The following is a 25,725-nucleotide window of genomic DNA, read 5'->3' on the forward strand; positions in this document are numbered from 1 at the left end:
TCTGTCGGGGGCATTGCCTACTTTTGCCACGTGAAAAGAAAACATAGTAATCACCCTATGAATTTTAATGATCATGTGGAAGAAAAGAAAAAGTAGCACCACATTCACCTTTAATGGCGAAAAGGTATTTTTAGCAGCAAGTCAGACACTTGGCACAGTTTTCAGCTATTTTCAGACAAGCCGTATCGGACTTACACAAGAAGAAGTGGAAGCCAGACAGTCTCTCTATGGGAAGAATGAAGTGGAACATGAGCAGAAAAAGAACCCCATATCGACTTTCATCAAAGCTTTTATCAATCCGTTTATCGGCGTACTCACGGCGCTGGTCATCATTTCTTTTGTACTCGACGTACTGTTGGCCAACCCAGGTGAACAGGACTGGACAGCCATTATAATCATCCTGACCATGGTTATCGCCAGCAGCATACTGCGTTTCTGGCAAGAGTGGAAAGCCAATGCCTCCAGTGAAGCTTTACTGAAAATGGTGACCAATACCTGTTACGTAAAACGAACCGGTAACCAGGACGAAGAAATCAACATAACCGACCTCGTTCCCGGAGATATTGTCATGATTGCTGCAGGAGACATGATTCCTGCCGACATGCGTATCATTGAAGCAAAAGACTTGTTTGTAAGCCAGTCTTCCTTGACGGGAGAATCAGACCCGATAGAAAAACGTCCGGAGGCCAAAGGAAACAAGCACAGCAAAGGAAGTGTAATTGAGCTGGAAAACATCTGCTTCATGGGGTCCAACGTAGTCAGCGGATCTGCTACCGGTATCGTGTTTGCAACCGGCAACAGTACGTATTTGGGCACCATTGCCCGCAGCATTGCCGGACACCGTGCCGCTACAGCTTTCGACAAGGGAATCAGCAAAGTCAGTTTCCTGCTGATACGATTCATGCTCATCATGATTCCGTTCGTTTTCCTGGTAAACGGTGTGACTAAAGGCGACTGGCTGGAAGCATTTATCTTTGCCGTATCAGTAGCTGTAGGACTTACTCCTGAAATGCTCCCGATGATTGTTACTGCCAATCTGGCCAAAGGTGCCGTAGCCATGTCAAAGAAGAAAACCATTGTAAAAGACCTGAATGCCATTCAGAACTTCGGGGCGATGAACATTCTCTGTACGGACAAAACCGGTACCCTTACCTGCGACCAGATTGTATTAGAAAAGTACATCAACGCCGATGGAAGCAACGATGAAAGCCGACGTATCCTGCGCCATGCTTATTTCAACAGTTTCTTCCAGACCGGATTAAAGAACCTGATGGACAAAGCCATTCTGTCGCACGTAAAAGACTTGTCTTTGGAATACCTGAAGGATAATTACACAAAAGTAGATGAAATTCCGTTTGATTTTACCCGGCGAAGAATGTCGGTAGTGGTAGAAGACCGTCAAGGAAAACGACAGATTATCACCAAAGGAGCCGTAGAAGAAATGCTGGACATCTGCTCACATGCTGAGTTTAATGGAGAGGTGCACCCCATGACCATCGAACTGAAAAACAAGGCACGCGACATCATTGAGCAGATGAACAAGCAAGGCATGCGTGTCATTGCCGTAGCCCACAAAAGCTACCTGGAGAAAACTTGCGATTTCCGTATCGAGGACGAGAAAGACATGGTACTGATTGGGTATCTGGCTTTTCTGGACCCTCCCAAGCAATCGGCAGCCAGCGCCATCAAGCAATTGCATGAACACGGCATTGAAATCAAGATTCTGTCTGGCGACAATGATGCGGTTGTTCGCACCATCGCCCGCCAAGTGGGTATCCGCACCGACAATGCCCTGACAGGCCCCATTTTCGAAACGATGAGTGAAGAGGAAAAAATGAAAGCAGTCAACCAGACGACCGTATTTTCCAAACTTACTCCGATACAGAAAACGGAAATCATCACCCTGCTTCAGGCGCAACAGCACACAGTAGGCTTCTTAGGCGACGGAATCAATGATGCCGCAGCGTTGCGTCAGTCAGACATCGGTATCTCGGTAGATTCTGCAGTGGACATTGCCAAAGAAAGTGCCGACATTATCCTGCTGGAGAAAAGTCTGATGGTACTGGAAGACGGTGTACTGGAAGGACGAAAAACATTTGGCAACATCACCAAATACATCAAAATGACAGCCAGTTCCAACTTCGGAAACATGTTCAGTGTAATGGCAGCCAGTGCATTCCTTCCCTTCCTGCCCATGCTCCCCATCCACCTGCTGATTCAAAATCTGCTGTACGATATTTCGCAGACCACGATTCCGTTCGACCGGATGGATGCAGAATACCTCCGGAAGCCACGTAAATGGGATGCCTCCGATTTGAGCCGCTTCATGATATTCATCGGCCCCATCAGTTCCATTTTCGACATCGTTACCTATCTGGTGATGTGGTATGCTTTCGGATGCCAAAGCATGGAACATCAGACGCTGTTCCAATCCGGATGGTTTATCGAAGGTTTGCTGTCGCAGACCCTGATTGTGCACATGATACGTACCCGGAAAGTCCCCTTCATACAAAGCTGTGCCTCCTGGCAAGTAACCGGACTTACCCTGCTGATTATGGCCATCGGTATCCTGCTGCCTTTCACCCCGTTTGGAAGCTCTATCGGACTGGAAGCGCTGCCATTAAGCTATTTCCCCTGGCTCATCGGTATCCTGTTGTCCTACTGCATACTGACTCAATTAATTAAGAACTGGTATATTCATCGTTTTACCAAATGGTTATGACAAGATTCATGAAACTGTTCCTGTCCCTCGCCGCAGTGTCCTGTCACTGCGGCCTGGCTCAGGAACTTCAAGTAAGCTACACCACAGAACTACAAAGCGATTTCAAACAAGGAAGTAACTGGGTTAATCTGCTAAGACTGGATTTCACTCATTCATTAGGCAAACACACGACATTACAAGCTGCCACCATCAGTACAGCCAGAACCCGCTCCGAATCACTGGCTGATGATTTTCAGACCTTTTCCAACATTGAAGAAGAAAACCATCCGCTTGCCCTCGCTACATTGGGCGTCCAGCAACAGTTCGGTCATTCCTCGCTCTTTTTCGGTATCCGGAACTTGAATGAAGACTATTTCACTTCCCCTGCTACCTCGTTATTCACCAACAGTTCATGTGGTATCTTCCCCACCTTGGCCGCCGATTACCAAATAGCCAATTATCCGGTAGCTTCCGTCGGACTGCATTATGAATTGCAATTCACACGATGGTCCTTACAAGCATCGGTATACAACGGAAAAGGTTACTACCGGTTTGCAGGAAAAGAAAACGTATTCCGGTTCTGCCCGCAGCAAGACGGAATACTCAGTATCACTTCACTAAACTATCAACAACATGGCAGCAAGTATCATGTGGGCTTTGCTCTACATAGCGGCATGTATATGGACTATGAAGAGGGAACTCCAGAAAACACAGAAAAAGAAAGGAGAAAAATAATTTGGGGATATGCAGAGCAACGTCTTGCTCCCGGTCTGCATGCACTCCTGCAAGGTTCATTCCAGTCAGGTGCCTCCAGAGGATGCAAAAGTTATGCCGGCGCAGGTCTCACCTGGCAATGTGGAAAAACAGAAGGCGGACTGTTCACCGACTACGCCCGATTTTCCCCTTCATACGAATGGGCCAGTGAATTTACATGGAAAATCCCCTGTTCAGGCAACGGATTTATACAACCCACCTTACATTTCATTCAGCAAGCAGGAGCACACTATCTGATAGGCTTATTGCGCTTCAGCTATGTGCTCCCGACTACCTGACATTTATTATTTTACGACAAATTCATCAGTAAACAAGAAACCGCCGGCCTCAGGATTGATATCAGCCTGCACGCGTACGTAACGAGCCTCACAACTACCTGTCCAGTCATACGTCTGAATGGTCAACTGTTCGTCCGTAATGGGCAGTGTAGTAGTGATGGTTTTCAAAAGTGTATATTCTTTTCCATCGTTTGAAATCAGGAAGCTGACTTTCTGCGGGAGGAACACACCCGGACCTCTCAACTGCATGAAATCAATGGAAAGCTGCTGAATAGGTTGTGATTTTTCCAAATCCACAATCACATCGGCCCCTTTTCCAAGGAATCCCTGCCAGCGCTGGTCGGTATATACCCAACCACCATGTATGCCGTTAGTCAATGCCGATTCTCCTCCTGCCGGATAAGAGTCCGAATAAGGACGTACATATTCCACCTTCTTCCCCTTTGCCAGATGATTATCCACGCTCAATGCTACCGGACGGTTTCCTACCTCATTTTGCAAGTCAAAAGTATGGTAGCCCATTGAGTTCAGCACCTTTACTTCCTGCAAAGCCTCTGCATGGAAACGTTTCCAGTCTTTCTGCTCCGGATTTGTCCAGGCAACTTCAGCCAAAGCCAGCAAACGAGGATAAATCATATATTCAGCATGCTCGGGTGTCGGTATATATTCCGTCCACACATTTCCCTGTACACCCCACACGCAATCCAGTTTATCAGCGGGGAAAGCCTCCGTTATCGGTTCGTATGAATAAACCTTTTCCAGCGGGAGGTATCCTCCGATGGCTTCCGGCTGCGTGCGCGGTGCATCCTGGTAGCTGTCAAAATAGCAATATGCTCCCGGTGACAAGATGGTACGCAATCCTCTTTTTACAGATTCCGCACCTTTATCTTCTCCACGCCACACTGTTACGGCAGAAGTTTCATCCAGTTCACCTGTCAGAATCTCATCCCAGCCAATCATCTTGCGGCCGTTCTCTTTCAAAAACTTCTCAATTCTGGATACAAGATATTCCTGCAATTCACCTTCTTCCTTCATTCCCTCTGCTTTCATGAGTGCCTGACAGTCGGGACATTGTTTCCAATGATTGGTACTTGCCTCATCTCCACCAATATGAATGTATTCTGAAGGGAACAACTCCATCACTTCTTTCAATACATTGGTCAGGAACTCATAAGTCAATTCCTTTCCCGGACAAAACTCTCCACCAGGTTTCAAATCCCCTCCACAAGCCAGTTGCGGAAGAGCGGCCAATACTTCTTCCGAGTGAGCCGGCATTTCAATTTCCGGAATCACCGTGATATGACGCTGACGGGCATATTCTACGATTTCCTTCACATCTTCCTGCGTATAATATCCTCCGGAAGCTCCAAGAGCATCTTGTCTGCAATACGTACGTCCGCCGTTCCACCAGCTTTTCCAGTCTGGGAAAGGACGATAGGCCGTTTCACGCGTCAGTTCCGGATATTTCTTGATTTCAATTCTCCATCCGGCTCCATCCGTCAAGTGCCAATGGAAGCGGTTCAGCTTATACCGTGCCAGTGCATCAATCTGTTTCTTGACAAATTCTTTTGTATAGAAATGACGTGACACATCCAGGTGCATGCCTCGATACGAAAAGCGGGGAGCATCTTCTATCGTCACTTCAGGAAGCCGATACGTACCATTTCCACTCTCACGCGCCAGCTGCACAATAGACTGAAAAGCATAAAACAGCCCCGAAGCTGAAGTAGCCTCAGCCTGAATACCTTTTTTTGTCACTTTCAAACGATAAGCTTCTTCTTTCATCTTCGCATTTTCCGGACTGACAAGTTTAAAAGTAATGTCAGCCTTTCCTTTCTTCTTATAAGTCAGCGACAAAGGAGAGTTACTCACATAAGATACAAAATCGTCTTTATCAGTTCCTGTCAGGTTACAGGAGAAAGATGCCTGTGCACGAAGCACAAAATGTCCGTCCCCACACACCATCTGCTGAGGATTAGGAATCACATACGTGTCAGATACCGAAGAAGCCATGGCAGAAAAAGCCATTGCCACACAGAAATAAAGGAATAACAAGGATTTCATTTTATCGATAATTTTAATATGAATTTCTTTCATGCATTTTTAAAGTTAACCATTTCTCTCCTAAAAAACAAATCAGCGCAAACTTTTCTGTTTTTCATTTTTGAGAAAGAACAAAAAAAATCTCGTAAAACCTTGATTTTACGAGAATTACTATTTCCTTGCGGAGAGACAGGATTATGAACCTTTCTCTCCAAAATCCTTATAAATCAACATTTTAATTCAGTTCAATTTTTCAAGTGTAACGATTTAGTAACTGAAAACTGTCTTTTATTGTCATCCATAGACTTTCAATTGTCTATGCTTCATCATTACTTCACAAAGATACATTATTTTTTTATACTATACAATTAGCTTATGTCAATAATAACCGCTTTAGTTATGAATTTGATTTTAATTTTACATTTTCCTTAATATACTTCATATAACCTGCTTTATTAACAAGTTTCAATTTACAAATAGAACCTATTTGTTGTCGAATATTATAATCTAAAGAATTATGATATACATAATTAACAACTCTCGCTCTAATTATTTCTAATACGACTGGATTATTTTCAAACTCATTAACTAAATCTTTTAATTCTTTGACATTTAGTTTGTTGTAATATGTGTTTATTGTAAATGATACAATTCTTGCAGCAGGGGTTCCTATATCTTTTGCAATATCATTGAATACTTCTTTCATATTGGGGGTACCAATAGATAACGATAAATTGGAAAAGAAAGAAAGACACACACGATACAGCATCATTTGTAACAACTTCTGAATCTTAACTTCAATTTTAGCATCAGCTTTTATATCTAATTTCTTATCTTTTATGAGATTAACAATTTCATCTTGTGCATCATCTATCATTTTTACAAAAAAAGAAATTGACCTAAAACTAACATAATAGGATTGCTTTATTAGCGAGACTATTTGATTCTTTGAAAAAGTATCCTTTTGATTTTTTACAATTTGGCCTAATATCTTTACTATTTTAAAAGAATCATTTATATCTTTAAGATTCTCATCCTTCTCAAAGTCCTCATCGTTAATTTTTTCATTTTCAAATGATATTTTTTGTGAAATTTCATCCGATTTTTTTAATAGCTTTATTCTTTCTTCATGAGGGTTAACATCGTCCCTTAATACTTTATGTCCTATATCATCAACAAGGTCATTTAACATTGTAAACAACTTGTCCGTAGTATCTAAAGTTATTGGATCATACTCATTAAATGGAAGCATTGTAGTTAAGAGTAACTCATCTATAATAAAACTTATATTACTATGATTTACTAGAAATATCAAAATATTAGCTTCACGTTCTTTATGTAAATTGTTACATAAATTTGTAACAATCTTTTCTTGTTCTTTTTTATTATCTATAGATGATATTTTTAGAGAAATAAGATAATAATATATATATTTATATGGGATGCAGAAATTCTCACTTTCATCCTTTATAATATATGATTTAAATAAAATCTCTAATAGCTTATCGGGTGTAAAACTAACAAAGTAAGTTTCTTTATGCTTAGTGTAAAAAGCATAAAATTCATCTTTTGTAAATGAATCTTTATTAAGGCAATAAAGCTCATATGAAAATTCTGATAGGAATTTTATAATACCTTCTATTTTATTATGGGGAACTTCAGCCTTATATAAAGCTGCTATCATCAAAGAATAATAACAAAAGGCATATGATGTTTGCGAAATATCGAATCTTCGTAAACTGCCATTTAGTCCTTGCAGGAATGACAATATAAATATAGGATAGGAAGGTACATATTGCTCTCCTAATAAATTTGATATTTGATCAAATGTTAATTTAATCTCATGCTCTATTGCTATATTATCGCATGTAAATGGATCTTGTCCTAAACGAATCCATTTTTCTATCAACTCATTTCGTTTTTCATATCCGAGACTTTTCAGATGAAAGCGTTTTACATCGGATTCTTTTTGAGAACTAATGATTAGACTTTTGATATCATTTTGTACCTTTGTCGTCACTATAATCTTTTCTGCAAATTTTATTAGTTCATTTAAAAGTGCAGATTTTCCTTCATTATTTAAGTAAGATTCATTTAAATCTTCAACAATAATAATTTTTTTATCCTTATTCAGTTGTTTGAATTTTTCATAGGAAAAACTATCATTATTATATTGTTGCTTATATGCTTTCTTTATTTGTTCATTTATATTTATAGCTTTAATATCTTTTCCTTTTATTAATAATGGATACATTCCTTTATCATAAAAATTTAAGAAAAGCATTTTCATTAAAGATGACTTTCCTGATTGAGTGTCTCCTTCTATTATTGTAATTTTTCCTCCAAAATCATTTTTAAGAATGCTTTTAGAATTAATATATTGAATATATTTTGTGCTAAAAGTCTCAATAGGCTCAAGATCTTGATAAACGAATATATCTGGTAATATCAAATTTTCTTTTAATGGATGTTTTATTGGTATATCAATTGAATTGAGCCACTGATAAAAAACATCATCCAATGTAATTCCTATAATTTTTTTATGAAGATAAAAAATATTATTGCTTGCAGATATATTTCTATATATTAATTCATCTGCATCATACTTAAATCTCAAATTCTCTATTTCCTTTGTGCTTGTATCATATTTTAATATGCCAAATTCTGACATGTCGTTATATTGAAACGCTCCTCCTTCTAGATATATTATATTCTCTTTCTTTTCTAAGCTTGTAACAACCTGTTGCTTGAGACTATGTTCATGACCACACATCACGATATCAGAAACATCTATTAGGTGAGATTCAAACATTTTTTTAGGATTCTCTTGTGTATTACCAGGAGATAACCATCCAGTATTATGATGAAATAGGGAAATCACAACTTTCTCCTTAGTCCCATCACGGTACAAATATTTTTCTTTAGGAATTATCAAAGAACCAATTTTTTCATTTAATGTTGATAGGAAACTTGAATTATAACAATGGAAAACAATATTTTCATCAAGGGTTAAACGAACTTCTACTTTATACGAAATGCATGGTTCATAATTTACACCTGTAATTCTACTAAGAAAATTCCAAAAATTCTTTTGAGGTTCCAAACATTTGGCAATAATATTATCATCAATTTTTGTATTAGTTAATAAAATTCTATCTATTACAATATCTCTTATTGAATCATCTTTAAAATCGCAGTCATGATTTCCTGGAACTATTACATATTGAAATGAATTAATATATGTAGATCTTTCTCTTATTTGGCGTTCAATCTCCTTGAAGAACTCATATGCGATATCATATTGATTCATATCTCCTGAAAATGAAATATCTCCAGTGATAACTAATACTATTTTTGAACAATCTGTTAATTCAGAACAACAAGCATCTATAAATAAGTCTTTTTTACCTAAAACAAAATCCTCCAATGAGTTAAAATGAATATCAGAGAGTTGAATGATTCCTAATTTCATATAGCTATACTTCTAATAATTTGCAAAATACTTTTTGTATTATATTGTAAAATTAATAATTATCAAGTTCAAAAGCAAGCAAATTGTTATTTATATAACAGCAAAGGCTATTTAAAATGCAATCTCACGAATAATAACCAGGAATCTTCCCATGACACACAAAATTCGATTTCAGAAACAGTACAAGCAAAAGAAAAGCCCACAGCGACCACAATGTCATAAATGACACTGCCATCGCCGTGGGCACTTCTTTTATATGCTTGTACTAAAACGGTAAAACCGTTCTTATAGTCATTATTTCATCCATATACAAGTAGCCGAAAATGCCACTTCTACAGGACACGCCAAGCGTGGATCTGTTCTTGTGACCATTTTCGGCTACAAAGTCCCGTGTCGTAAAACCAGTTTGCCTTCCATTGCAGACAAAGCAACGGCAGACAATCCCGTTTTACTACAATGTACCACCGGAGGAACACCAGTAACCGCAAGCCATGCACGCATGACAATGACGGTTACAGGACTTCCACACGGCGGTCGGAAAGCCAACTTTACCCTTATTTGTAGCACCGCCCTTAATCCATCCACATGGCGCTGCACGCCAATACATCTGTCCCTTTTCCTTTCCGCCTCTCTATGCGTATGCCTCTGTTTCCATACCGCCATCCAGGACGGCATCAGGTGTCATTTTCGTTGCTTGGGGCAAAGGTAAAGACGGGATTAGGAACTCAAATTTTTTGTCGAAAAATCTCCACGCCCTTTCAGGGGTAGTATTTTGTCTAAAAAATTTGCTAATCCTACTCCCTAACCTTTGAGAAGCCCCCGAAACGAAAACGACCAATGCGGTCGGAAGACGTCACAAGAAAACATCGGACATACAGAGAGGCGAAAAGAAAAAGAAACCGCCCACTCCAAATCCGAACAAGGTAATCAACAATCTAAAATCGGAAAATATGAGAATGATATTGAGTGACATCGGAAAGGTATTGTGGAAAGCATTATCCGCAGTAGTAACGGCAACATCAAACATAGCCTTTTGTGCTGGCAGTTTGGTAGTAGGTATCATAGGAGAAATCCTATTCGGCATGTTGAGCATCATGTTCGGCATCCTAATCTCCCTATTCTCAGTAATGACGGCAATCGGCTTTTTCATTTGGTTATTAACTATTTAACAAATAAGGATATGGCAAGACGATACAGCAGGACAGCAGCGCAGCAATGCAGATTTTACGAGGTGGACAACATCTTTGAGTATATGGTGGAAACCTACATCAACGGCAACCATTCAACCCTAAGAAGGCTATACCACGAACTCAACAAGGAAGCGAGAAAGGACTTTATCGGTTTTCTTTTGGTGGAATGTCCTCCACAATACCACACGGAGATTTTACAAGAGATTGTCTGACCACATAAAGGAACGGATATGAACAGGACAACGGAAAAGATACCCACATGGAGTTTAGCCTACATCATCAATGGTGATGCAACCGCACTCACAGACGATGAAGTTCAGACAATAGACAGATGGATGAAGCAATGGCAAGTACAAGATGTTTCACCCCTCACAGATGAAGAAGGGAACGCACAGCCTTATTTCACCCATTACCCCCTTTTCGGACTTCCCACAGAAGTGGAAGATTGCGAGATACTTTATTTGAACGACAACCCGACTAAAATTTGAGATTATGATGAAAGGAACAGACCATTTCAAACGAACCATACAGATGTTTTTGGAGCAGAGAGCAGCGGAAGATGAACTATTCGCCAAAAGCTACCGCAACCCAGCCAAGAACATAGACGATTGTGTCACATACATTCTGAACTATGTGCAGAAAAGCGGTTGCAACGGCTTTTCAGACGGAGAGATTTACGGACAAGCCATTCACTATTACGATGAAAACGAGATTGAAGTAGGCAAGCCTATACAATGTCAAGTAGTTGTAAACCATGTGGTGGAACTGACAGAAGAGGAAAAGCAGGAAGCAAGAAGAAAGGCGGTTGCCCAATATCAGCAGATGGAACTCCAAAAGCTACAGAACCGCAACAAGCCGACAGCGAAAAAAGAAACACAAGTCCAACCCTCATTATTTGATTTTTAATATGAAACCGAGAACACGTATACAGAAAGAGGTAGTCCGTTTGTCAAGCGGACTGCCCGAATTGACAGACAAGCAGAAAGCATACGCTTTTGAACATTGCTTCAAGCATCATGCCTACCGCACAAAAGGCGGAACTATCACTTGTTCGGAATGTGGACATCGTTGGAAAGGCGGACACACTCTTGCGGAAACTATATGTGGCTGTAGCTGTCCCCATTGCGGAAAGGAACTTGAAATACTTGATACCCGAAAGAGAGTTTTCAGGGACAGCGCATATTATGAAATCATTACGACCCGAAAAGGCTATCAAGTGTTGCGCTACTTTATGGTAAGTGTAATATGCAAGGTGGGACAAAAGGCAGAGTATTCCATTCGGGAGGTGGTGCAGTGGTGGATTGCCCCAAACGGAAAGACCGAGGTTATTGCCCGACTGAGAGCCATGCACACGATGTACTATGACCTTTGGAGTGAATGGAGCGATATGGATTTGCGCAGCAACAAGATGCTGAAAGCATACAACATAGACGCATACAAGACTTATCCGGCAATGCGCATCATTCCCGAATTAAGGCGGAACGGCTTCAAGGGAGCATTCCACGAACTGACCCCATACGAATTTTTTACCGCCATTCTGACCGACAGCAAAAAGGAAACATTGCTTAAAGCGGGACAGACAGAAATGTTCAGATATGCCGTCATATCAAATATCAATTTACATGAATATTGGAACTCCATAAAAATCTGTATCCGAAACGGCTATCATATTGCAGATGCCTCCATGTGGTGTGACCTTGTAAGACTGCTCAGACATTTCGGGAAAGACACCCACTGCCCAAAATATGTTTGTCCGACAGACTTAAAAAAGGAACATGACCGACTTGTCAGAAAACGCAAAGAACAGATTGAAAGGGAAAGAGCAGAGCAACGCAGGGAGCAGTTGGTCAAGGACGAAAAGAATTATCTGAAGTCCAAAGGTAAGTTCTTCGGACTTGTGTTTACCGACAACCTTATTCTTGTAAAGGTCATTGAGAGTGTGGCGGAAATGCAACTTGAAGGTAAACTGATGCACCATTGTGTGGGAAGCTATCACAAGAGGACAGACTCTCTTATACTATCCGCAACCATTGACGGCAAACGCATTGAAACGGTAGAGGTTTCACTGACAACATTCAAGGTGGTGCAGAGCAGAGGTGTATGCAATTCCAATACCGAATACCACGACCGCATCATCAGCCTTGTAGAGAGCAATGCCGAACTTATCCGCAAGCGGATAAGTGCTTGATTTATAGACTTCAAAATATACATGATATGGAAATAAAGATAGAAAACATACTGATATTATGGGACGAGAAAGTTACCGACATCTTTGTCAGTCTGATAAACACCTTGTCCTTGAGTTTCAGTGAAAAGGAAATCCGCAATTCAATGGCGAAACTTTCAGAAAACGAGAACTTCGGAAGGCTGTTCGCCTACGGCTTCGGAGCGCATCACCTTTGGGTAGCCCAAAGGATGATAACCGACCCCGAAAAGGTAATGGAGAACCGACTGCTGATTGTTGAATTTTAATAAATGACTACCATGACAACAAGAATGACCATCAACGGAGTGAGTACCTGCCAGACGGCAGGTACTGAGAAGTACGAAAAGTACCAAACGACTATCAGACGGAAAAGAACAACCCTTTTCCAGTATGACTACCGACACACGGACGGAGAACTTTTCTCTTGCGTGAGACCGACATTGGAGGAGTGCAGACACCTGCGTGATGAATGGATAAAAGGAAAGGAGGACAGATTATGACAGCATACTATGATACTTTGATTGTGACATTCAGCGACCCTATCAGAATTTTGGATATGATGTGTACCGATACTTGTGATGTAGCAACACTAAAGGAATGGATAGAAAGCTACGAAAGTACAAGAATGACCCCGATAAACGAACATACGGCAGTCATTACTTCCGAATACAACATGGTGCATGTGGTGGAATGGCTCAGAAAATATACCCCCATTGCCGAAATGAAAGAATACTAAAGGTGTGGCGGTACACAATACCGCCCACACCCGAAACAGATAACCCATAAAAAAGAAAGAACATGAAATACTATTTTATATTGACAGACAGCAGGGACGCATGGATGCAGTTCGTTTACCTCCCTACAGGAGATTATGTGTCCGGCTATATCCGTGACTTGCAGAGTGTGGAAATATCCGTACATGACTATGACCTTTGGACGGAGGAAACACGCCCCATTGCCGAGCGCACATTGGAGCATATAAGGCAGAGCATGAACGTATAAAAAAATTGGGTGGCAAAAGCCACCCATTGACAATAACTTAAATTCATATACAGATGATAGCGAATACAATCTTACAGCAGTTGGGCGGTCATGGATTTACCGTCATGACAGGAAGCCGTAACTATATCAATTTGGGCAACGGACTTCAAATGAGCCTTGCAAGGAACAAGACGTCAGCCAACAGACTGAAAATCATATTGGATGAGGACACGGATACATACACCATGTATTTCTATCGTCAGACACTGACGAAGTATGCGGACATCAAGGTCAAGGAGATAGCCAAATACGAGGGAGTGTACTTTGATATGCTCCAGCAGATTTTCACGGATGTAACGGGACTTTACACCCGACTTTAGTCAGAGGCGGCGAAAGCCGCCCTACTTTCTTTCGGTGAGCAGAAGGCGGACAAAGAAAGTAGCAAAGAAACCGCTGTTCCAATCTATGATTAGGATTAATATAGATACGAAACATATCTATAAGTAACTAGATTTTTGTACATTTGCAACATCATTTCATACATAATAAAGCATTGCTTATGAATACACTAAGTACAGAAAAACAAAGAACAATTCAAGAACAATTATCCAATGAACAAAAATTGGTTTCTTTTGATATGCGAGAACTCACAATAGAATTCTATGTCATGAAGTATCTTACAAATATAGATAAAGATGATAATGAATTATATGTACCTGATTATCAACGAGAATTTGTTTGGGATGTCACTAGACAATCTCGATTTATAGAATCATTGTTATTGGGATTACCTGTACCTTTTATATTTACGGCAGAAATTCCAGAAACAGGACGTCTTGAAATCGTTGATGGCTCTCAACGTATTCGTACAATGGCAGCATTTTTATCAAATGATCTTCAATTAAAAGGACTTGAAAAATTGACGGAATTCAATAACATCCGATTTGAGCAACTACCTTCAGCGACTCAACGAATGTTTAGAAATATTGCTATTCGTATGATAGTTCTATCTTCTCGTGCTACAGAAGAAGTACGAAAAGAAATGTTTGACCGTATCAATACTAGTAGTGTTCCTTTGGTTCCAATGGAAACACGTCGTGGTGTTTATAGAGGTGAATTTATGACTTTTATAACAGAACTTGCAAAAAATGAAAAGTTCAAACAGTTGTGTCCTTTTGCCAAATTTTCAGAAAAGCGACATGAAGAAGAAGAACTAATCTTACGCTTCTTTGCCTTTATTGATGCATATCCGGATTATCGCCAGGTTGAATATAAAGGAGTTGCAAAATACCTTGATGAATATCTTGATAACGGAAATAAAAATTTCACAAAAGACGAACTAAATAGTAAAAAGAATGCATTTAACCAAATGGTTGATTTTATATCAAAGACTTATGAAGGACAGGGATTTGCTAAAAAGCCCAATGCAATAGGTGTTTCTAAACCATATTTCGAAGCAATCTCTATTGGCATATATATGGCTTTACAAGAAAATCCAAACATTCATCCTCATAAATTGGACTGCCTTATTGTTGATAAACATAATAGGAATGATTTCTTTGAAACCATAGAAGGACGTTATAGTACTCATACAGCAAAAAAAATATTAACTAGAATAAATTATGTAAAAAATTCATACTTAGCAGATGCAAAAAAATAAATTCAATCAAAGTATTGAGGATATCAATGATTTTTTTTCACTATTAGAATTTATAGATTCTATTGAAACATATAAAAATACCAAATTGAAAAATCCAACAATACCATCCTCATTATTAGTTACCTCAACTCATCAAAAATGTATGAGAAGTCATGCGGTTTTGATGTTATACAATATCGTTGAGGCAACTGTTGTAGAATGTATTTTGGCTATATTTGATTCTATAAAAGACGATCATCTAAAATATCATGAACTAGAAGATTCTTTGCGTGACCAATGGTTACGATCTATGATGACAACAAGCGATACAATTAAAACTCGTATTGCACGAACTAAAGAAATAATAGGCAACATCAACTCTGATATATTTTTTAATAATGCAATAGGACGTTTTAATGGAAATGTTGACCTTAGAACAATCCTTAACGTATGTAAAGATTTCAAATTACAATTGAGATCTATACCAAATAAAGATGAAGTTGCAACTACATTAAAAGCCATTAAGGATGCACGAAATCATCTTGCTCATGGAGATGTAAGTTATTCCAATTTTGGATCGAATATATTGCTATCTGATATAGTCAAATATAAAACACACACATTAAATTTTCTTTCATTTTTTATAAATCGAGTTGAAGAATATATTTCAAATAAAGAGTACAAAAAATGACATTGGATTCATAAATAAATTTATGACTATGAACTTAAATCCGATGAAGTTAACAGCCTCATCGGATTTAAGTTCATAGTCATGGAATATACAGTAACGTAAATTCTATTTTTCTCCGTTTAAGTAACATAGCGTGATATTTCCCCTTGTAGTGGCAGTAGGATATATACTCCTTATAGATGTCCCTGTCACCGGCTTCCAGCTTTCGGATCAGCTTGCTTTTGGGTATCTTTCCGCTGCCCAAGAGCCGGAACGGTCCCACATTATAAGCTAATGTACCCAGGAGCAGTGAATCCTTTCCCAGATGCCGGAACATGGCGCAGAACTTCCGAAGGTCTTTCCGCAGCAGCTCGTCAGCCTGCTGTCTTGTCATGGTGCGTGCCGAGTATTTCTCGCCCGGCTGGAGGCAATGCCCCCAGCCGACATAAGGATGGTTCTTTTCCGAGTGCCAACCCTCAAAATAGCGCACACAAAAAAATGCCCTCTCAAATTCCGGCAATCTGAAAATCCTTGCTTCCTTGGCTGTTTCCCTTTCAGATTCCTGTGCCGACAAAATGCAGCCCAACGAAAGGAAACAGAGCAGTAACAACATCCTGTACCTCATTCACGGATTTGTTTGGAAGTGGGCGGAGTGACGGCTAGCACACTGTCGCTTTCCGTTTCTGAAGTGTTGGAGTTGTTGAAGTCCGTTTCCCATTCAAAAGAGTTCCCGAAATTATCTTCCACCGTAATGGTCAGGCTCTGTGACTCGTCACACTCCGATGTGTAGTACAGGCGGAACTTCTCGTTCTCCAGCAGGTAACGGTCGTTAGGCTGGAACACCAGCCCGTTATCGAGCTTCAGCGTACCTTCGCCGTCAAACTGAAAATATCGGATGGTATAGACCGCCCCGTCAAACTCGCCCTCACGCACCAGCTCGCAGCGGATTTCCGCCGTTTCACCCTTTGCCAGCTCCTTCGGTATGGGCATCGTTTCCACCGTAAACGGATAAGCCTGCGTCACGTCCAGCCCATCATCACAGGCCGTCATGCCGATAAAAAGCAGTCCGGCGCAGAAGACTGCCAGCATTTTTACTGTATTTACCTTTTCTCTTATTCCATCTTTAAGTCTGTTCATGTCCATAATCATTATAATTTTATTCCGTTGTTTTTTCCTTTCTTTTCGTTTTCCCGCCATGCCTGCCTTTCGGCAAGCGTCTTTTGCAGATAGTCGTTCAGGTCCTTGCAGCCGCCGTACAGTCCGGAGCAATCCGTCACCTTTCCGCCGTACCGTGTACGCAGGGCTTCCAGCGTCCTCCGTCCGGCTTCATCATTGTCAAAGTGACATTGCAGCTTCCCGTAACCGTCCAGATGCCTGTATGCCTTCGTCAGGTTCGACACCGAGTTCAGCACGAGGTGGTCTTCACCGTTTCCAATTCCAAGCACACGTGCCGACAGATAGTCCATGAAACCCTCGTACAGGTTGCAGCTTGCCGAACCGTAAGCCAGCAGTGTCACATCCTTGGGCGGCAGGCATCCCTTGAAGAAGCGGTTGCGTATCTCATAGCCGCCACCTCCGTTACCGAATGCCACGGCAAAATACCGCTTCCCGTGTGTGGTGTAGTGTATCTCCCTGCATCCGCCGATGGCCACCCCCGACGATATGCCCCTTTCCTGCATGTAGCAGAGCAGCGCCCGGTTCTGGAGCGGCATCAGCTCCACGTCCTCAAATGACGGCTCTACCGGCCGCCTCACTTCGCATGGGTGGTACACCTTCTTTTCCGGCAGCGGCATACCCGCCACTTCCGCCACATACCTTACCAGCGAGAGGAAATCGGCACAATGGATGAACTCCCCGGCAAGGGCGAAGATATTGCCGCCCTTGCCCAGCCCGTAGTCATACCACAGGTTTCGCTCCATGTTCACCTTGAACGACGCCGTGCGTTCCTCCCTGTACGGAGCCTTGTACCACAGCGCGTTTGTCCTGCGCTGCACGGGCGAATGGCCCAGCCGTGCGAGGAACTCCTCAATCGGTATCCTCTTCATTCTGTCTATTTCCATTTCCGTACTCATGGCTTCATCCCCCGTTTTATCATCCTGTTCTTATGAGGCTGGTCATACTGGAAACGGCTGTTCTCCTTCGAGAAGCGGATAACCGTATCATTCATCACTCCTGTCGGTGTGGTAAACTGCTTCACCCGCAGCGGCTTGCCTTCATAGACCCGCTTTACCGTACCTGCATCGAATCTCTCACCGCAGGCCTTTTCCAGCAGATTCCCCAGCGTATATATGTTGCATCCGTTCCTGACCGCCTCCGGTATGGAGTCCGGTCTTGCACGTACCACGTCCGGATACAGCTTTTCCGCCACGAGGCATATTTCCGGCGTGCGTCTGTCCGGCGGGATATGCAGGAACGACTGGAAACAGCCTTCTTCCATACCTGCCATATAGACCTTTTCCGTTTTGATGTCCTCACGTACGCTGCGGTGCAGCAGGGCCGCATTCCCCGATGTCCTGACTGCCATCAGCGCAAGCTCTTCCGTCTGCAGGTGCACGGGTACATACTGCAGGCAGTGCCCGTCCTTCCCGACAAGAAAACCGGCAATCTCCCTGTCCATGACTTCCGGGCGGACAGTTGCCGCAAGATCCGTCATGTCCGTTCCTCCGGCGGAGTCCTTCAGGCATTCGAGTACCACGTCCGCAAAAGGCATGAATCCGATGATGGCGCAATGCCCGTAATCGAGGTCGGGACTGGCGTTGAACGCTTCCCGGCACATCTCGCGTGTCTTCATTTCTTCCGGCACTATTCCCAGATTGTATCCCCATCCGCGCACCGCCTCCAGACAAAGCTGCGGGCTGCGGTATTCGTGCGGAACTTTATAGAAAGTCTCCGGCTTTTCCCGAACCTGGGCATGGTACTTCTCCGGTACATGCCATTCCTTTTTTATCGCTTCCTTCTTCATGATTGCCGTCAGTTGATGATGAACTTTATACCTATCCCGTACTCCGTGCGGCACACGCCCGTACTGCCGCCCCATAGGAAACGCTCCCTTACCGAAGCCGTCAGTGCGATGAAGTCCGCAAGATACAGCTCCATGTCCAGTGTGGCGGCGCAGCCATAGACGAAGCCGTCCCTGTTGTTCAGCCTTGCCCCGTCATACAGCGTCCTTTCTCCCCAGTTTACCGTCTCGTATCCGGCAAGGGCTGACGCCCCCGCATAGAAGAACACCGTCTTTTTCACATCCGACAGGAAGTTGTAGTAGAAACCGCCCTCCGCCGTGAACTGTGCCACGGGAACATTCACGCTCCTGTACGGATGATTGGTCTGCAGGTATTCCGCCCCGTACACCCATTTGTTGCCGCCCCTTGCATAGCTCGACAGTGCGGCTCCCAGCCAGTATCCGTCCGCCCCGGTCATTCCGGCTTTCATCTCAATGCCACGCATCTTCGGCAGGCATCGCTGGGCTTCCGCCCGTCCTGCAAGAAGGACGGACAGAAGCATTGCTAAAAACACCGCCTTGCCTTTCATCGTACACGCAGTTCGTTGATGGTTTCAGCCTGTACCAGGTCTTCGTTCTCCACGGTGAACGTCTGGTGACGCCCGCCGTTCTTCTTGTTCATTTCCACCACCAGCTGCTTGCCGTCGGGGATGGTGAACTTCTGCAGGCAGAACACCGTGCGCTCGGACTTTTTCCCGGCCACACGCACCGCATAGTTGTACGCGCGGAGCGGAAACAGCACCTGTTCCTGGATGGCGGTTCGTTTCGCCACCTTCTTGTCCACAATCTTGAACGTGATGTAGTCCACGTCAAACGGCACGTTGCTCTGGTTCTTAATCTCCGTGTGCAGGTACAGCAGGTCGTTGTGGACATATATCCCTTTCAGCAGATACTGGATGCCGAAACGCTTGCAGCCGATGTGCTTCACCTTACGCTTGTTCTCCTTGTGCAGCGACTTCATGATGAGATGCACCAGCATGGGACTTTCGCTTCCCAGTTCCTTCAGATAAATTTCCTGCGCGTTGTTCGGGCGGTTCACCGTGCTGCCGTCATGGATGAAGTCCTTCATCTCCACATTGAGCAGCAGCGGTTCATCGGCGTATTTCACGTTGAATGAATAATAGGACCCGTCCTCCGTGATGACGCTCATGTTCGTCTCCGTGCGGAAGTTCCTTACCGTCGCCTTCACGCGGATGACGTTCTCCGCACCGTCAGCCTTGCCCGCTATAAGGTTGGGAGAACCCAAGTCCACATAGCACACTGCCGAGGGAAACAGGATATGCACCGTCTTGTCATACGTGACCTCCAGACCGTGCGGCGGTATCATGCGGTCAAACATCAGTTTCCTGGTCAGTCCGTGATACAGGTCGCCGTTCTCCTCCGTCTGCGGATAGACGTCCTTTACCAGTTTCAGCTCCTCCGCCTTCGTGGTGGCGGTGCTGTCGTTTTTCACTTCCTGTGCGTGTCCTGCACAGACAATGCCCGTCATAAGGGCAAACATCATCATTACTTTTCTGATACTCATTTTTACGTTGGATTTAGTGGTTGATAAAATTTGACTGTTGTTTTTTCTTTCGTCTCTTGCTGTCTATTTTTCCTGATACAGCAGCACCCTGTATCCCGATTTCAGATGCACCCTTACCGTGCGCATCCTCTTCGATATATACTGCGAGACTCCCTGTATCACTCCCTTTCCCAGATCGGAGGCGAGCTGCGCCCCCGCATCGGTCGAGATGTTGATGCTGCTTCCGAGCGAACTGCCCATGTTCGCCCCGATTTCCTTTGCCGCGTCCGTTTCCATCGAGCCGGGCACAAAGATGCCCGCCTGTCCGTCGCTGTCGTACACCGCCAGTTCCACCCCGACAATGGTTCCCTCATGCTCCAGCGAGGTGATGCCGATTTCCAGACGCTCACCCTGCAGGCGTGCCGTCCCCACAAGGGTCGTGTTCCTTGGTATTGTCCGTCCAGACACCCGCATCGGCTCCAGCAGCCGCAGCCTTACCGTCTGTCCGTCCGTTACCGTCTGGTCGCCCTGCACGCAGGCTGCTATGGTGTTCTTTCCCGGTGCCTCCGTACTGCCGATGGCAGTATGGAACCCGTAGTTCCTTTCGCCCCCGTAGTCCGCTATAAAGGCGGAATCTGTCAGGGGCTGCGGCAGGGCGGACACCGTTGACGGGTGCACGCCGCTCACTGGTTCAGCCTTCATTTTCTTTTCGCCGGCATTGCTTTCCGTCATTTCCGTCCCATCGGTCCGTGCGGTCTGCGCGGCATTGTTTCCTCCGTTCTGGTACTTTGCCGCCAGCTCGTACGACTTCTCCAGCAGGGCGACCTGTTCCTCCATCCTTGCGGGCTGTTTCTCCTGTTCCATGACCATACGTTCCAGCTCGTCGATGCGCTGCCTGAGCTCCTTCTTCTCGGCGTCCTCCTTCGGCGGCTCGTAGAACGTACCCAGCGAGGTGTTCAGCCGCTCGTTGGCGGCAGCCGAGGAGCGGATGCCTGTCTGTATTCCGCTTCCGCCCGTCTTCGGCGATGTTTCCGGTTGTGCCAGGCGGCAGTCGTCCGTTCCGTCTGCCGTGTCCGTTCCTTCCGTCCTGTCGTCCCAGAATGCGGACAGGTCGCCCACCATGCCCCGGCGTTCCTTCTTCCTGTTCTCCAGCTGCTGCTGTTCGTATGCCTTCGCCTTGTCGCCGATGATTCCGGAGTTTTCCGGCAGGGGCATGTCCGTGTTGAATCCCAGTCCCTGCCGTTCCTTTCCGCCGTCTTTCTGCGAGGGGGCAAAGATGAGCCACATGCACCCCAGAAAGGTCAGCACCATCAGCGGATAGACCAGCATCTTCTTTCTCCGCTGGCGCTGTTCTTCCGTCAGCGGTCTTTTCTCTTTTGTCTCATTCCTTTTCTGTTCCTTTTCCATACATCCTGTTTTTATGATAATGTTCATACGCTTCCTGCAAATCCGCTTTTTGCGGCAGTTCCGGTTTCTTCATGTGCCGTATCTCCATCGTCCCGTTTCCTTTCCCGAAGCCGGCAATGGCGGTGGCGGTCATGTACAGACATCCTGCGGCAAAGGCGGCGGACATCACTGCCACCGTCGCCAGCCTTGCCTTCGGCGACAGTGCGTCCAGTCTCCTGTGCAGTTTTTCCCTGAGAACGGCAGCGCATTTTCCCGTCAGAATATTCATCTTTCCCATACGCCTATCTCTCCATGCTTCTGATGTCCCTGTTCTCCAGTATCGTGAATCCCTCTATGGTGAACCCGTTCGGATTGTCGTCCGAGCGGCTCGCGTTGAGCAGCCGGCAGGTCGTTACCAGCGTGCGCTCCGTCACGTTGCTTTCCCTGATGATCATCTGCCTTGCGTAGGTGCGTGCCTCATAGGGATAGTGGTCGAAGTTGCAGACCACGCTGTCCACCTGTAGCACCTGGTTGATGTTCCCCGCGATGATGCGGTTGTAGAATCCCTTTTCCGCAAAGTCGGCATAGTAGTTGTACGCGCTTCTGTCCGCCAGCAGCAGCGCACGCTTCACGTTGTGCTCGATGGCGCTTTTCTCCGGCGAGAGGGTGAAGAACAGCTCGTGGAAGCGGCGCACATGCTCCCTTGCTTCCGCCGGGCGGTTCTGCGACAGGTCCTGCGAGAGGGCGAGCATCAGGCTCTTGCCCCCGTCAAGTACGTATATCTTCTGTCTCTGCGCTTCGGCGAAGCGGAAGGCGCATACCACCGAGCAGATGACGATGGCGGCACATACCGCCGTGTAGATGATTCCGAACAGTCGTATCTGCCGGAAACTCGTTTCTATGTTATTCAGGCTCTTGAACTCCATTCTTTCTGTTTTTTATGGTTTGTAAAATCATTTTCCGGTTCTCCGGCTGTTACCTTTTCAACAGCCGTCCGGCCTGTTTTCTGATAAACTTGCCCGTGCGTCCCGCCACGTTTCCGGCTGCCGCACCCGCCAGACTGCCGCCAAGGGCGCCCGCAGTACCGATGTTCTTGTTGTAGCTGCCCACTCCGCCACCGGCCTGGATTATCCATCCGGCTACCGTCGGGATGGTGAAGTATCCCACGATGCCGATAACGAGGAACACGATGTACACCCCGTTGCTCGCCTCTACCGAGAAGTTCGGGTCTGCCTGCATCGCCTCGATGTCATTCTGGAGCATCAGTATCTGTATCTTCGCCAGTATCGTGCTGAACAGGTCGGAGACGGGCAGCCACAGGTAAATCTGTATGTAGCGGCTGAACCATGCCGAAAGCGTGGAGTGGAAGCCGTCCCATACCGAGAAGGCGAAGGCGACGGGTCCCAGTATCGACAGCACCACCAGGAAGAACGTTCTGAGCGTGTCGATGACAAGGGCGGCAGCTGCGAACATCAGCTCCAGGAGCTCGCGGAACCAGTCACGCACGCTCTTCTTGATGTTGTACGCCGCACGGTCCATGTACATGCCCGTCATGGTGATCATGTCCGACGGCGACCAGCCCAGCTCGTCTATCTGGCGGTCGAACTCCTCGTCCGAGGCGAGATAGGCGGTTTCCGGGTTGCGCATCATCGCCTCGTATTCCAGCCTGTCTTTCTGTTCCCTGTACTTCTCCATGTCAAAGGTCTGTTCCTCCAGTATCGAGTGCGTCCCCTGTACGATTACTCCCAGAACGGAGTTCATCGTCCCCAGCACGATGGTCGGGAAGAAGAGGATGCACAGTCCGATGGCAAACGGCCGCAGCAGCGGGTACACGTCTATCGCCTCGGCACGGGCGAGCGACTGCCACACGCGCACCGCCACATAGAACAGGGCACCCAGTCCGGCAAGCCCCTTTGCCACTCCTGCCATGTCCGAGCAGAGCGGCATCATCTCCTCATACAGCGAGAGGAGTATCTGGTGCAGGTTGTCAAACTCTCCCATAGGCTACCAGTATTTTTCGTTGGAGTTCCCGTAGAGTGCCATCACCCGGTCCATGTCGTTCTTCTTTCTCGCCCGCAGGTACGACACCGATATGGTCTTGTTCGTGTAGTAGCGCACGAGGTTGCGGTAGTTCATCAGGCTGCGGTAGGCATTGTCTATGACGGCGAGCCTTTCCGCATCCGTCAGTGACATGCCCGTCACGTTCACCACATTCTTCAGGTCCTGCAGCACGTCCGAGCTTTCGTCTATCAGCATCGCATAGCCCGACGAGATGGCGGCAAGCTCCTCCGGCGTGTAGTTCTCGTCCGAGAGCATCTTCTGGTAGTTGTCCACATAGATTTCCGATATTTCCATTACCAGAGAGATGCTTTTCGCCACCTTCGCGCCGCCCTTTACCACGTCGTGCACCGATTTCAGTGCGTCGTAATACGCCTTTCCCTGCTCGAACACCTTCTTCGTTTCCAGAAAGCCGTTCAGGGTGTTGGCTTTCGTCCCGGCTGTCTCCACCATCTCCTTGGCGGAGTTGATGATGCTCTGCGCAAGATTTCCGGGGTCGGACACCACCCATTGGGCATTTGCCCCGCCTGTCCCCGCAAGGCACAGGCAGACCGCAATCAGCGGTATTTTCAGTTTCTGTCTCATTCTCATTCTTTTTTGGGATTTAGTGGTTCGTTAAATTGCTATTGCATATTCTCTTTCTCCTTTATCCTTTCGCCGTCACCTGCATCCGTGTTCACCCGGACATAGTCACCGCCCGGCGAAAATGTCAGCACATCCGTCTCCTCGTTGTATGCCACGTCAATGCGGAACCCCGTGTTCATATACAGGTTGCCGTTCTCCTCCCTCTGCAGCAGATAGGTTTCCGGTCTCAGTACGCGGCGTACGCCCTTGCGTCTGAACAGTGTCACCTTATATGATTCTCCCTCCCTGTACACCAGTATGTCGGGACCGGCTTCCGCGTTTTCCCAGTTTCCGCAGATTCTGTCGCGGGTGTCGCCGTCTTCTTTTGCCATTATATCACAGGCTTGCAGCATCAGCGATGCCATGCCTATCAGACCGCCGCACAGCAGCAGCCTTTCGGTCTTTGTCAGTTTGATGTTCATTTTCTTGTCTTCTTTAAGTCTTGTTCTTTCATTTTTTTCAATCCTTTTTTCTTTTCGTCTTTTCCGTAACCGGAGTCCGCCCGGTTTCCTTTTCCGTCAGAATCCCGGTCTTCTGCCTTTACGCCTGCACATGCGGTTTTCCCTTGCGCCATTCTCCGGCGCCTCCTTCTGTGCAGGTACCGACTGCCGTACTGCGGGTTTGCCGAACAGCTCGTCCGCATCCGGCTTCTTGCCCGTCATCCGGCAGAATCGGGCATCCAGTTCCCGGTATGCCTTTTCCACCTGCTTGAGCACCGTTTCGCGCGGTTCCTTGTGGTCAATGCCGTATTTGTTCAGGATTTCCGGCTTGTACCACATCGGGTCGTCATAGTCTTTCCAGTACACCATACCTCTCAGATAGAGCAGTTCCTGATATTTTTCTTCCAGATAGTCCCGTGCCGGAGCGGGGCAGATGCTTTCGTAAGCCTTTTCCACCGCAAGAGTGATTTTTCCCTTGGCTCTTCCTGCCTCGCACAGTTCTTTCATGCGCTGCTCCTTCCCATATCCCCTGCAGTCCGGTTCAGCAGGCATCCGGTGAACCTGTATTTCCAGTTTCTTGTACCGCTGGTAGTCCTCTTCCAGTCCGTATCGCCTTCTGATATGTTCCGGTAGCGAAGTCCCGAATGTCAGGAACTCACGGAACCATGAGATATGCTCCCGGATTTCCTCCCGTTTCCGCAGCGCTTCATCGCTGTATCGGTCATCAATGTACATGTTGTCAGTCTGTTGGTTCATAAATC

At 45.4% G+C, this 25,725-nt stretch carries 30 protein-coding genes; 13 read left to right on the forward strand and 17 right to left on the reverse strand.

The features are described from left to right. The first annotated feature begins 67 nt into the window (after positions 1–67). A complete protein-coding gene (mgtA, locus tag DXD04_RS10380; protein ID WP_181977479.1) occupies positions 68–2,722 on the forward strand; it encodes a magnesium-translocating P-type ATPase in 2,655 nt (884 codons plus the stop codon). Beyond that, the gene (locus DXD04_RS10385) at positions 2,719–3,753 is read left to right on the forward strand and encodes a carbohydrate porin (RefSeq protein ID WP_259299542.1); all 1,035 of its coding nucleotides are present in this window, start codon (positions 2,719–2,721) and stop codon (positions 3,751–3,753) included. Before mgtA ends, DXD04_RS10385 begins: the two co-directional genes overlap by 4 nt. A gap of 6 nt (positions 3,754–3,759) precedes the next feature. Here the strand turns inward: DXD04_RS10385 and DXD04_RS10390 are convergent, their stop codons facing one another. From DXD04_RS10390 to DXD04_RS10405, 4 genes are all read right to left on the reverse strand, one after another. Beyond that, the gene (locus tag DXD04_RS10390) at positions 3,760–5,817 is read right to left on the reverse strand and encodes a glycoside hydrolase family 20 protein (protein WP_259299543.1); all 2,058 of its coding nucleotides are present in this window, start codon (positions 5,815–5,817) and stop codon (positions 3,760–3,762) included. Positions 5,818–6,193: 376 nt separating this feature from the next. Next, a complete protein-coding gene (locus tag DXD04_RS10395; protein ID WP_117673108.1) occupies positions 6,194–9,268 on the reverse strand; it encodes a metallophosphoesterase in 3,075 nt (1,024 codons plus the stop codon). A gap of 378 nt (positions 9,269–9,646) precedes the next feature. After that, the gene (locus DXD04_RS16695) at positions 9,647–9,943 is read right to left on the reverse strand and encodes a hypothetical protein (RefSeq protein WP_181977480.1); all 297 of its coding nucleotides are present in this window, start codon (positions 9,941–9,943) and stop codon (positions 9,647–9,649) included. Positions 9,944–10,121: 178 nt separating this feature from the next. Beyond that, positions 10,122–10,418, reverse strand: a complete 297-nt coding sequence (locus DXD04_RS10405; protein WP_117673110.1) for a hypothetical protein — start codon at positions 10,416–10,418, stop codon at positions 10,122–10,124. A gap of 30 nt (positions 10,419–10,448) precedes the next feature. On the opposite strand from DXD04_RS10405, the gene DXD04_RS10410 reads away from it, so the two are divergent. The 11 genes from DXD04_RS10410 (at position 10,449) to DXD04_RS10460 (ending at position 15,975) form a co-directional block, all read left to right on the forward strand. Then, positions 10,449–10,670, forward strand: a complete 222-nt coding sequence (locus tag DXD04_RS10410; protein ID WP_022217990.1) for a hypothetical protein — start codon at positions 10,449–10,451, stop codon at positions 10,668–10,670. An 18-nt stretch (positions 10,671–10,688) separates the two neighbouring features. Further along, positions 10,689–10,946 (forward strand): DUF6926 domain-containing protein, encoded by a 258-nt coding sequence (locus DXD04_RS10415; RefSeq protein ID WP_005650248.1) that lies wholly within the window; start codon positions 10,689–10,691, stop codon positions 10,944–10,946. 7 nt (positions 10,947–10,953) lie between these two features. After that, positions 10,954–11,364: a PcfK-like family protein gene (locus tag DXD04_RS10420; protein WP_022217992.1), complete on the forward strand. Its 411-nt coding sequence runs from the start codon at positions 10,954–10,956 to the stop codon at positions 11,362–11,364. 1 nt (position 11,365) lies between these two features. Beyond that, positions 11,366–12,646 carry a PcfJ domain-containing protein gene (locus tag DXD04_RS10425; protein ID WP_117673112.1) on the forward strand — a complete coding sequence of 427 codons (1,281 nt, stop codon included), beginning with the start codon at positions 11,366–11,368 and terminating at the stop codon, positions 12,644–12,646. Between the two features lie 26 nt (positions 12,647–12,672). Continuing rightward, the gene (locus tag DXD04_RS10430) at positions 12,673–12,930 is read left to right on the forward strand and encodes a hypothetical protein (RefSeq protein ID WP_022232584.1); all 258 of its coding nucleotides are present in this window, start codon (positions 12,673–12,675) and stop codon (positions 12,928–12,930) included. Between the two features lie 12 nt (positions 12,931–12,942). Next, positions 12,943–13,164: a DUF3873 domain-containing protein gene (locus DXD04_RS10435; RefSeq protein WP_072543831.1), complete on the forward strand. Its 222-nt coding sequence runs from the start codon at positions 12,943–12,945 to the stop codon at positions 13,162–13,164. Then, the gene (locus DXD04_RS10440) at positions 13,161–13,400 is read left to right on the forward strand and encodes a DUF6956 domain-containing protein (RefSeq protein WP_005650234.1); all 240 of its coding nucleotides are present in this window, start codon (positions 13,161–13,163) and stop codon (positions 13,398–13,400) included. The genes DXD04_RS10435 and DXD04_RS10440 overlap by 4 nt, the downstream gene beginning before the upstream one ends. 62 nt (positions 13,401–13,462) lie before the next feature. Next, a complete protein-coding gene (locus DXD04_RS10445) occupies positions 13,463–13,666 on the forward strand; it encodes a hypothetical protein (RefSeq protein WP_117673114.1) in 204 nt (67 codons plus the stop codon). A gap of 53 nt (positions 13,667–13,719) precedes the next feature. Then, entirely contained in the window at positions 13,720–14,025 is a 306-nt protein-coding gene (locus DXD04_RS10450; RefSeq protein ID WP_005650230.1) for a hypothetical protein, read from the forward strand. Positions 14,026–14,204: 179 nt separating this feature from the next. Then, on the forward strand, positions 14,205–15,305 hold the full coding sequence (locus tag DXD04_RS10455; RefSeq protein ID WP_117673116.1) for a DUF262 domain-containing protein: 1,101 nt from the start codon (positions 14,205–14,207) through the stop codon (positions 15,303–15,305). Further along, positions 15,292–15,975 carry an MAE_28990/MAE_18760 family HEPN-like nuclease gene (locus tag DXD04_RS10460; RefSeq protein ID WP_117673119.1) on the forward strand — a complete coding sequence of 228 codons (684 nt, stop codon included), beginning with the start codon at positions 15,292–15,294 and terminating at the stop codon, positions 15,973–15,975. Before DXD04_RS10455 ends, DXD04_RS10460 begins: the two co-directional genes overlap by 14 nt. 79 nt (positions 15,976–16,054) lie before the next feature. On the opposite strand, the gene DXD04_RS10465 is transcribed toward DXD04_RS10460, so the two are convergent. From DXD04_RS10465 to DXD04_RS10525, 13 genes are all read right to left on the reverse strand, one after another. Continuing rightward, the gene (locus tag DXD04_RS10465) at positions 16,055–16,579 is read right to left on the reverse strand and encodes a glycoside hydrolase family protein (protein WP_117673121.1); all 525 of its coding nucleotides are present in this window, start codon (positions 16,577–16,579) and stop codon (positions 16,055–16,057) included. Beyond that, positions 16,576–17,097, reverse strand: coding sequence for a DUF3872 domain-containing protein (locus DXD04_RS10470; protein ID WP_117673164.1), 522 nt, complete (start codon positions 17,095–17,097; stop codon positions 16,576–16,578). The genes DXD04_RS10465 and DXD04_RS10470 overlap by 4 nt, the downstream gene beginning before the upstream one ends. A gap of 5 nt (positions 17,098–17,102) precedes the next feature. Next, positions 17,103–18,026, reverse strand: a complete 924-nt coding sequence (locus tag DXD04_RS10475) for a toprim domain-containing protein (protein ID WP_117673123.1) — start codon at positions 18,024–18,026, stop codon at positions 17,103–17,105. Further along, entirely contained in the window at positions 18,023–18,916 is an 894-nt protein-coding gene (locus DXD04_RS10480) for a DUF4116 domain-containing protein (RefSeq protein ID WP_117673125.1), read from the reverse strand. The genes DXD04_RS10475 and DXD04_RS10480 overlap by 4 nt, the downstream gene beginning before the upstream one ends. Positions 18,917–18,924: 8 nt before the next feature. Beyond that, a complete protein-coding gene (locus DXD04_RS10485; RefSeq protein WP_117673127.1) occupies positions 18,925–19,482 on the reverse strand; it encodes a conjugal transfer protein TraO in 558 nt (185 codons plus the stop codon). Further along, entirely contained in the window at positions 19,479–20,471 is a 993-nt protein-coding gene (gene traN, locus DXD04_RS10490) for a conjugative transposon protein TraN (protein WP_117673166.1), read from the reverse strand. The genes DXD04_RS10485 and traN overlap by 4 nt, the downstream gene beginning before the upstream one ends. Positions 20,472–20,540: 69 nt before the next feature. Next, on the reverse strand, positions 20,541–21,863 hold the full coding sequence (gene traM, locus DXD04_RS10495) for a conjugative transposon protein TraM (RefSeq protein WP_117673129.1): 1,323 nt from the start codon (positions 21,861–21,863) through the stop codon (positions 20,541–20,543). Continuing rightward, on the reverse strand, positions 21,838–22,140 hold the full coding sequence (locus tag DXD04_RS10500) for a TraL conjugative transposon family protein (protein ID WP_181977481.1): 303 nt from the start codon (positions 22,138–22,140) through the stop codon (positions 21,838–21,840). Before DXD04_RS10500 ends, traM begins: the two co-directional genes overlap by 26 nt. A gap of 4 nt (positions 22,141–22,144) precedes the next feature. Next, positions 22,145–22,768 carry a conjugative transposon protein TraK gene (gene traK / locus DXD04_RS10505; RefSeq protein ID WP_117673131.1) on the reverse strand — a complete coding sequence of 208 codons (624 nt, stop codon included), beginning with the start codon at positions 22,766–22,768 and terminating at the stop codon, positions 22,145–22,147. Between the two features lie 49 nt (positions 22,769–22,817). Further along, the gene (gene traJ / locus DXD04_RS10510) at positions 22,818–23,843 is read right to left on the reverse strand and encodes a conjugative transposon protein TraJ (protein WP_117673133.1); all 1,026 of its coding nucleotides are present in this window, start codon (positions 23,841–23,843) and stop codon (positions 22,818–22,820) included. A gap of 3 nt (positions 23,844–23,846) precedes the next feature. Continuing rightward, the gene (locus DXD04_RS10515; RefSeq protein ID WP_117673135.1) at positions 23,847–24,485 is read right to left on the reverse strand and encodes a DUF4141 domain-containing protein; all 639 of its coding nucleotides are present in this window, start codon (positions 24,483–24,485) and stop codon (positions 23,847–23,849) included. Between the two features lie 38 nt (positions 24,486–24,523). Beyond that, positions 24,524–24,946 (reverse strand): DUF3876 domain-containing protein, encoded by a 423-nt coding sequence (locus DXD04_RS10520; RefSeq protein WP_117673137.1) that lies wholly within the window; start codon positions 24,944–24,946, stop codon positions 24,524–24,526. Positions 24,947–25,042: 96 nt separating this feature from the next. Continuing rightward, positions 25,043–25,720, reverse strand: coding sequence for a ferritin family protein (locus tag DXD04_RS10525; RefSeq protein WP_117673139.1), 678 nt, complete (start codon positions 25,718–25,720; stop codon positions 25,043–25,045). Positions 25,721–25,725: the final 5 nt, after the last annotated feature.

This window comes from Phocaeicola plebeius (assembly GCF_003437535.1).
GTDB classification, from domain to species: Bacteria; Bacteroidota; Bacteroidia; order Bacteroidales; family Bacteroidaceae; genus Phocaeicola; species Phocaeicola plebeius_A.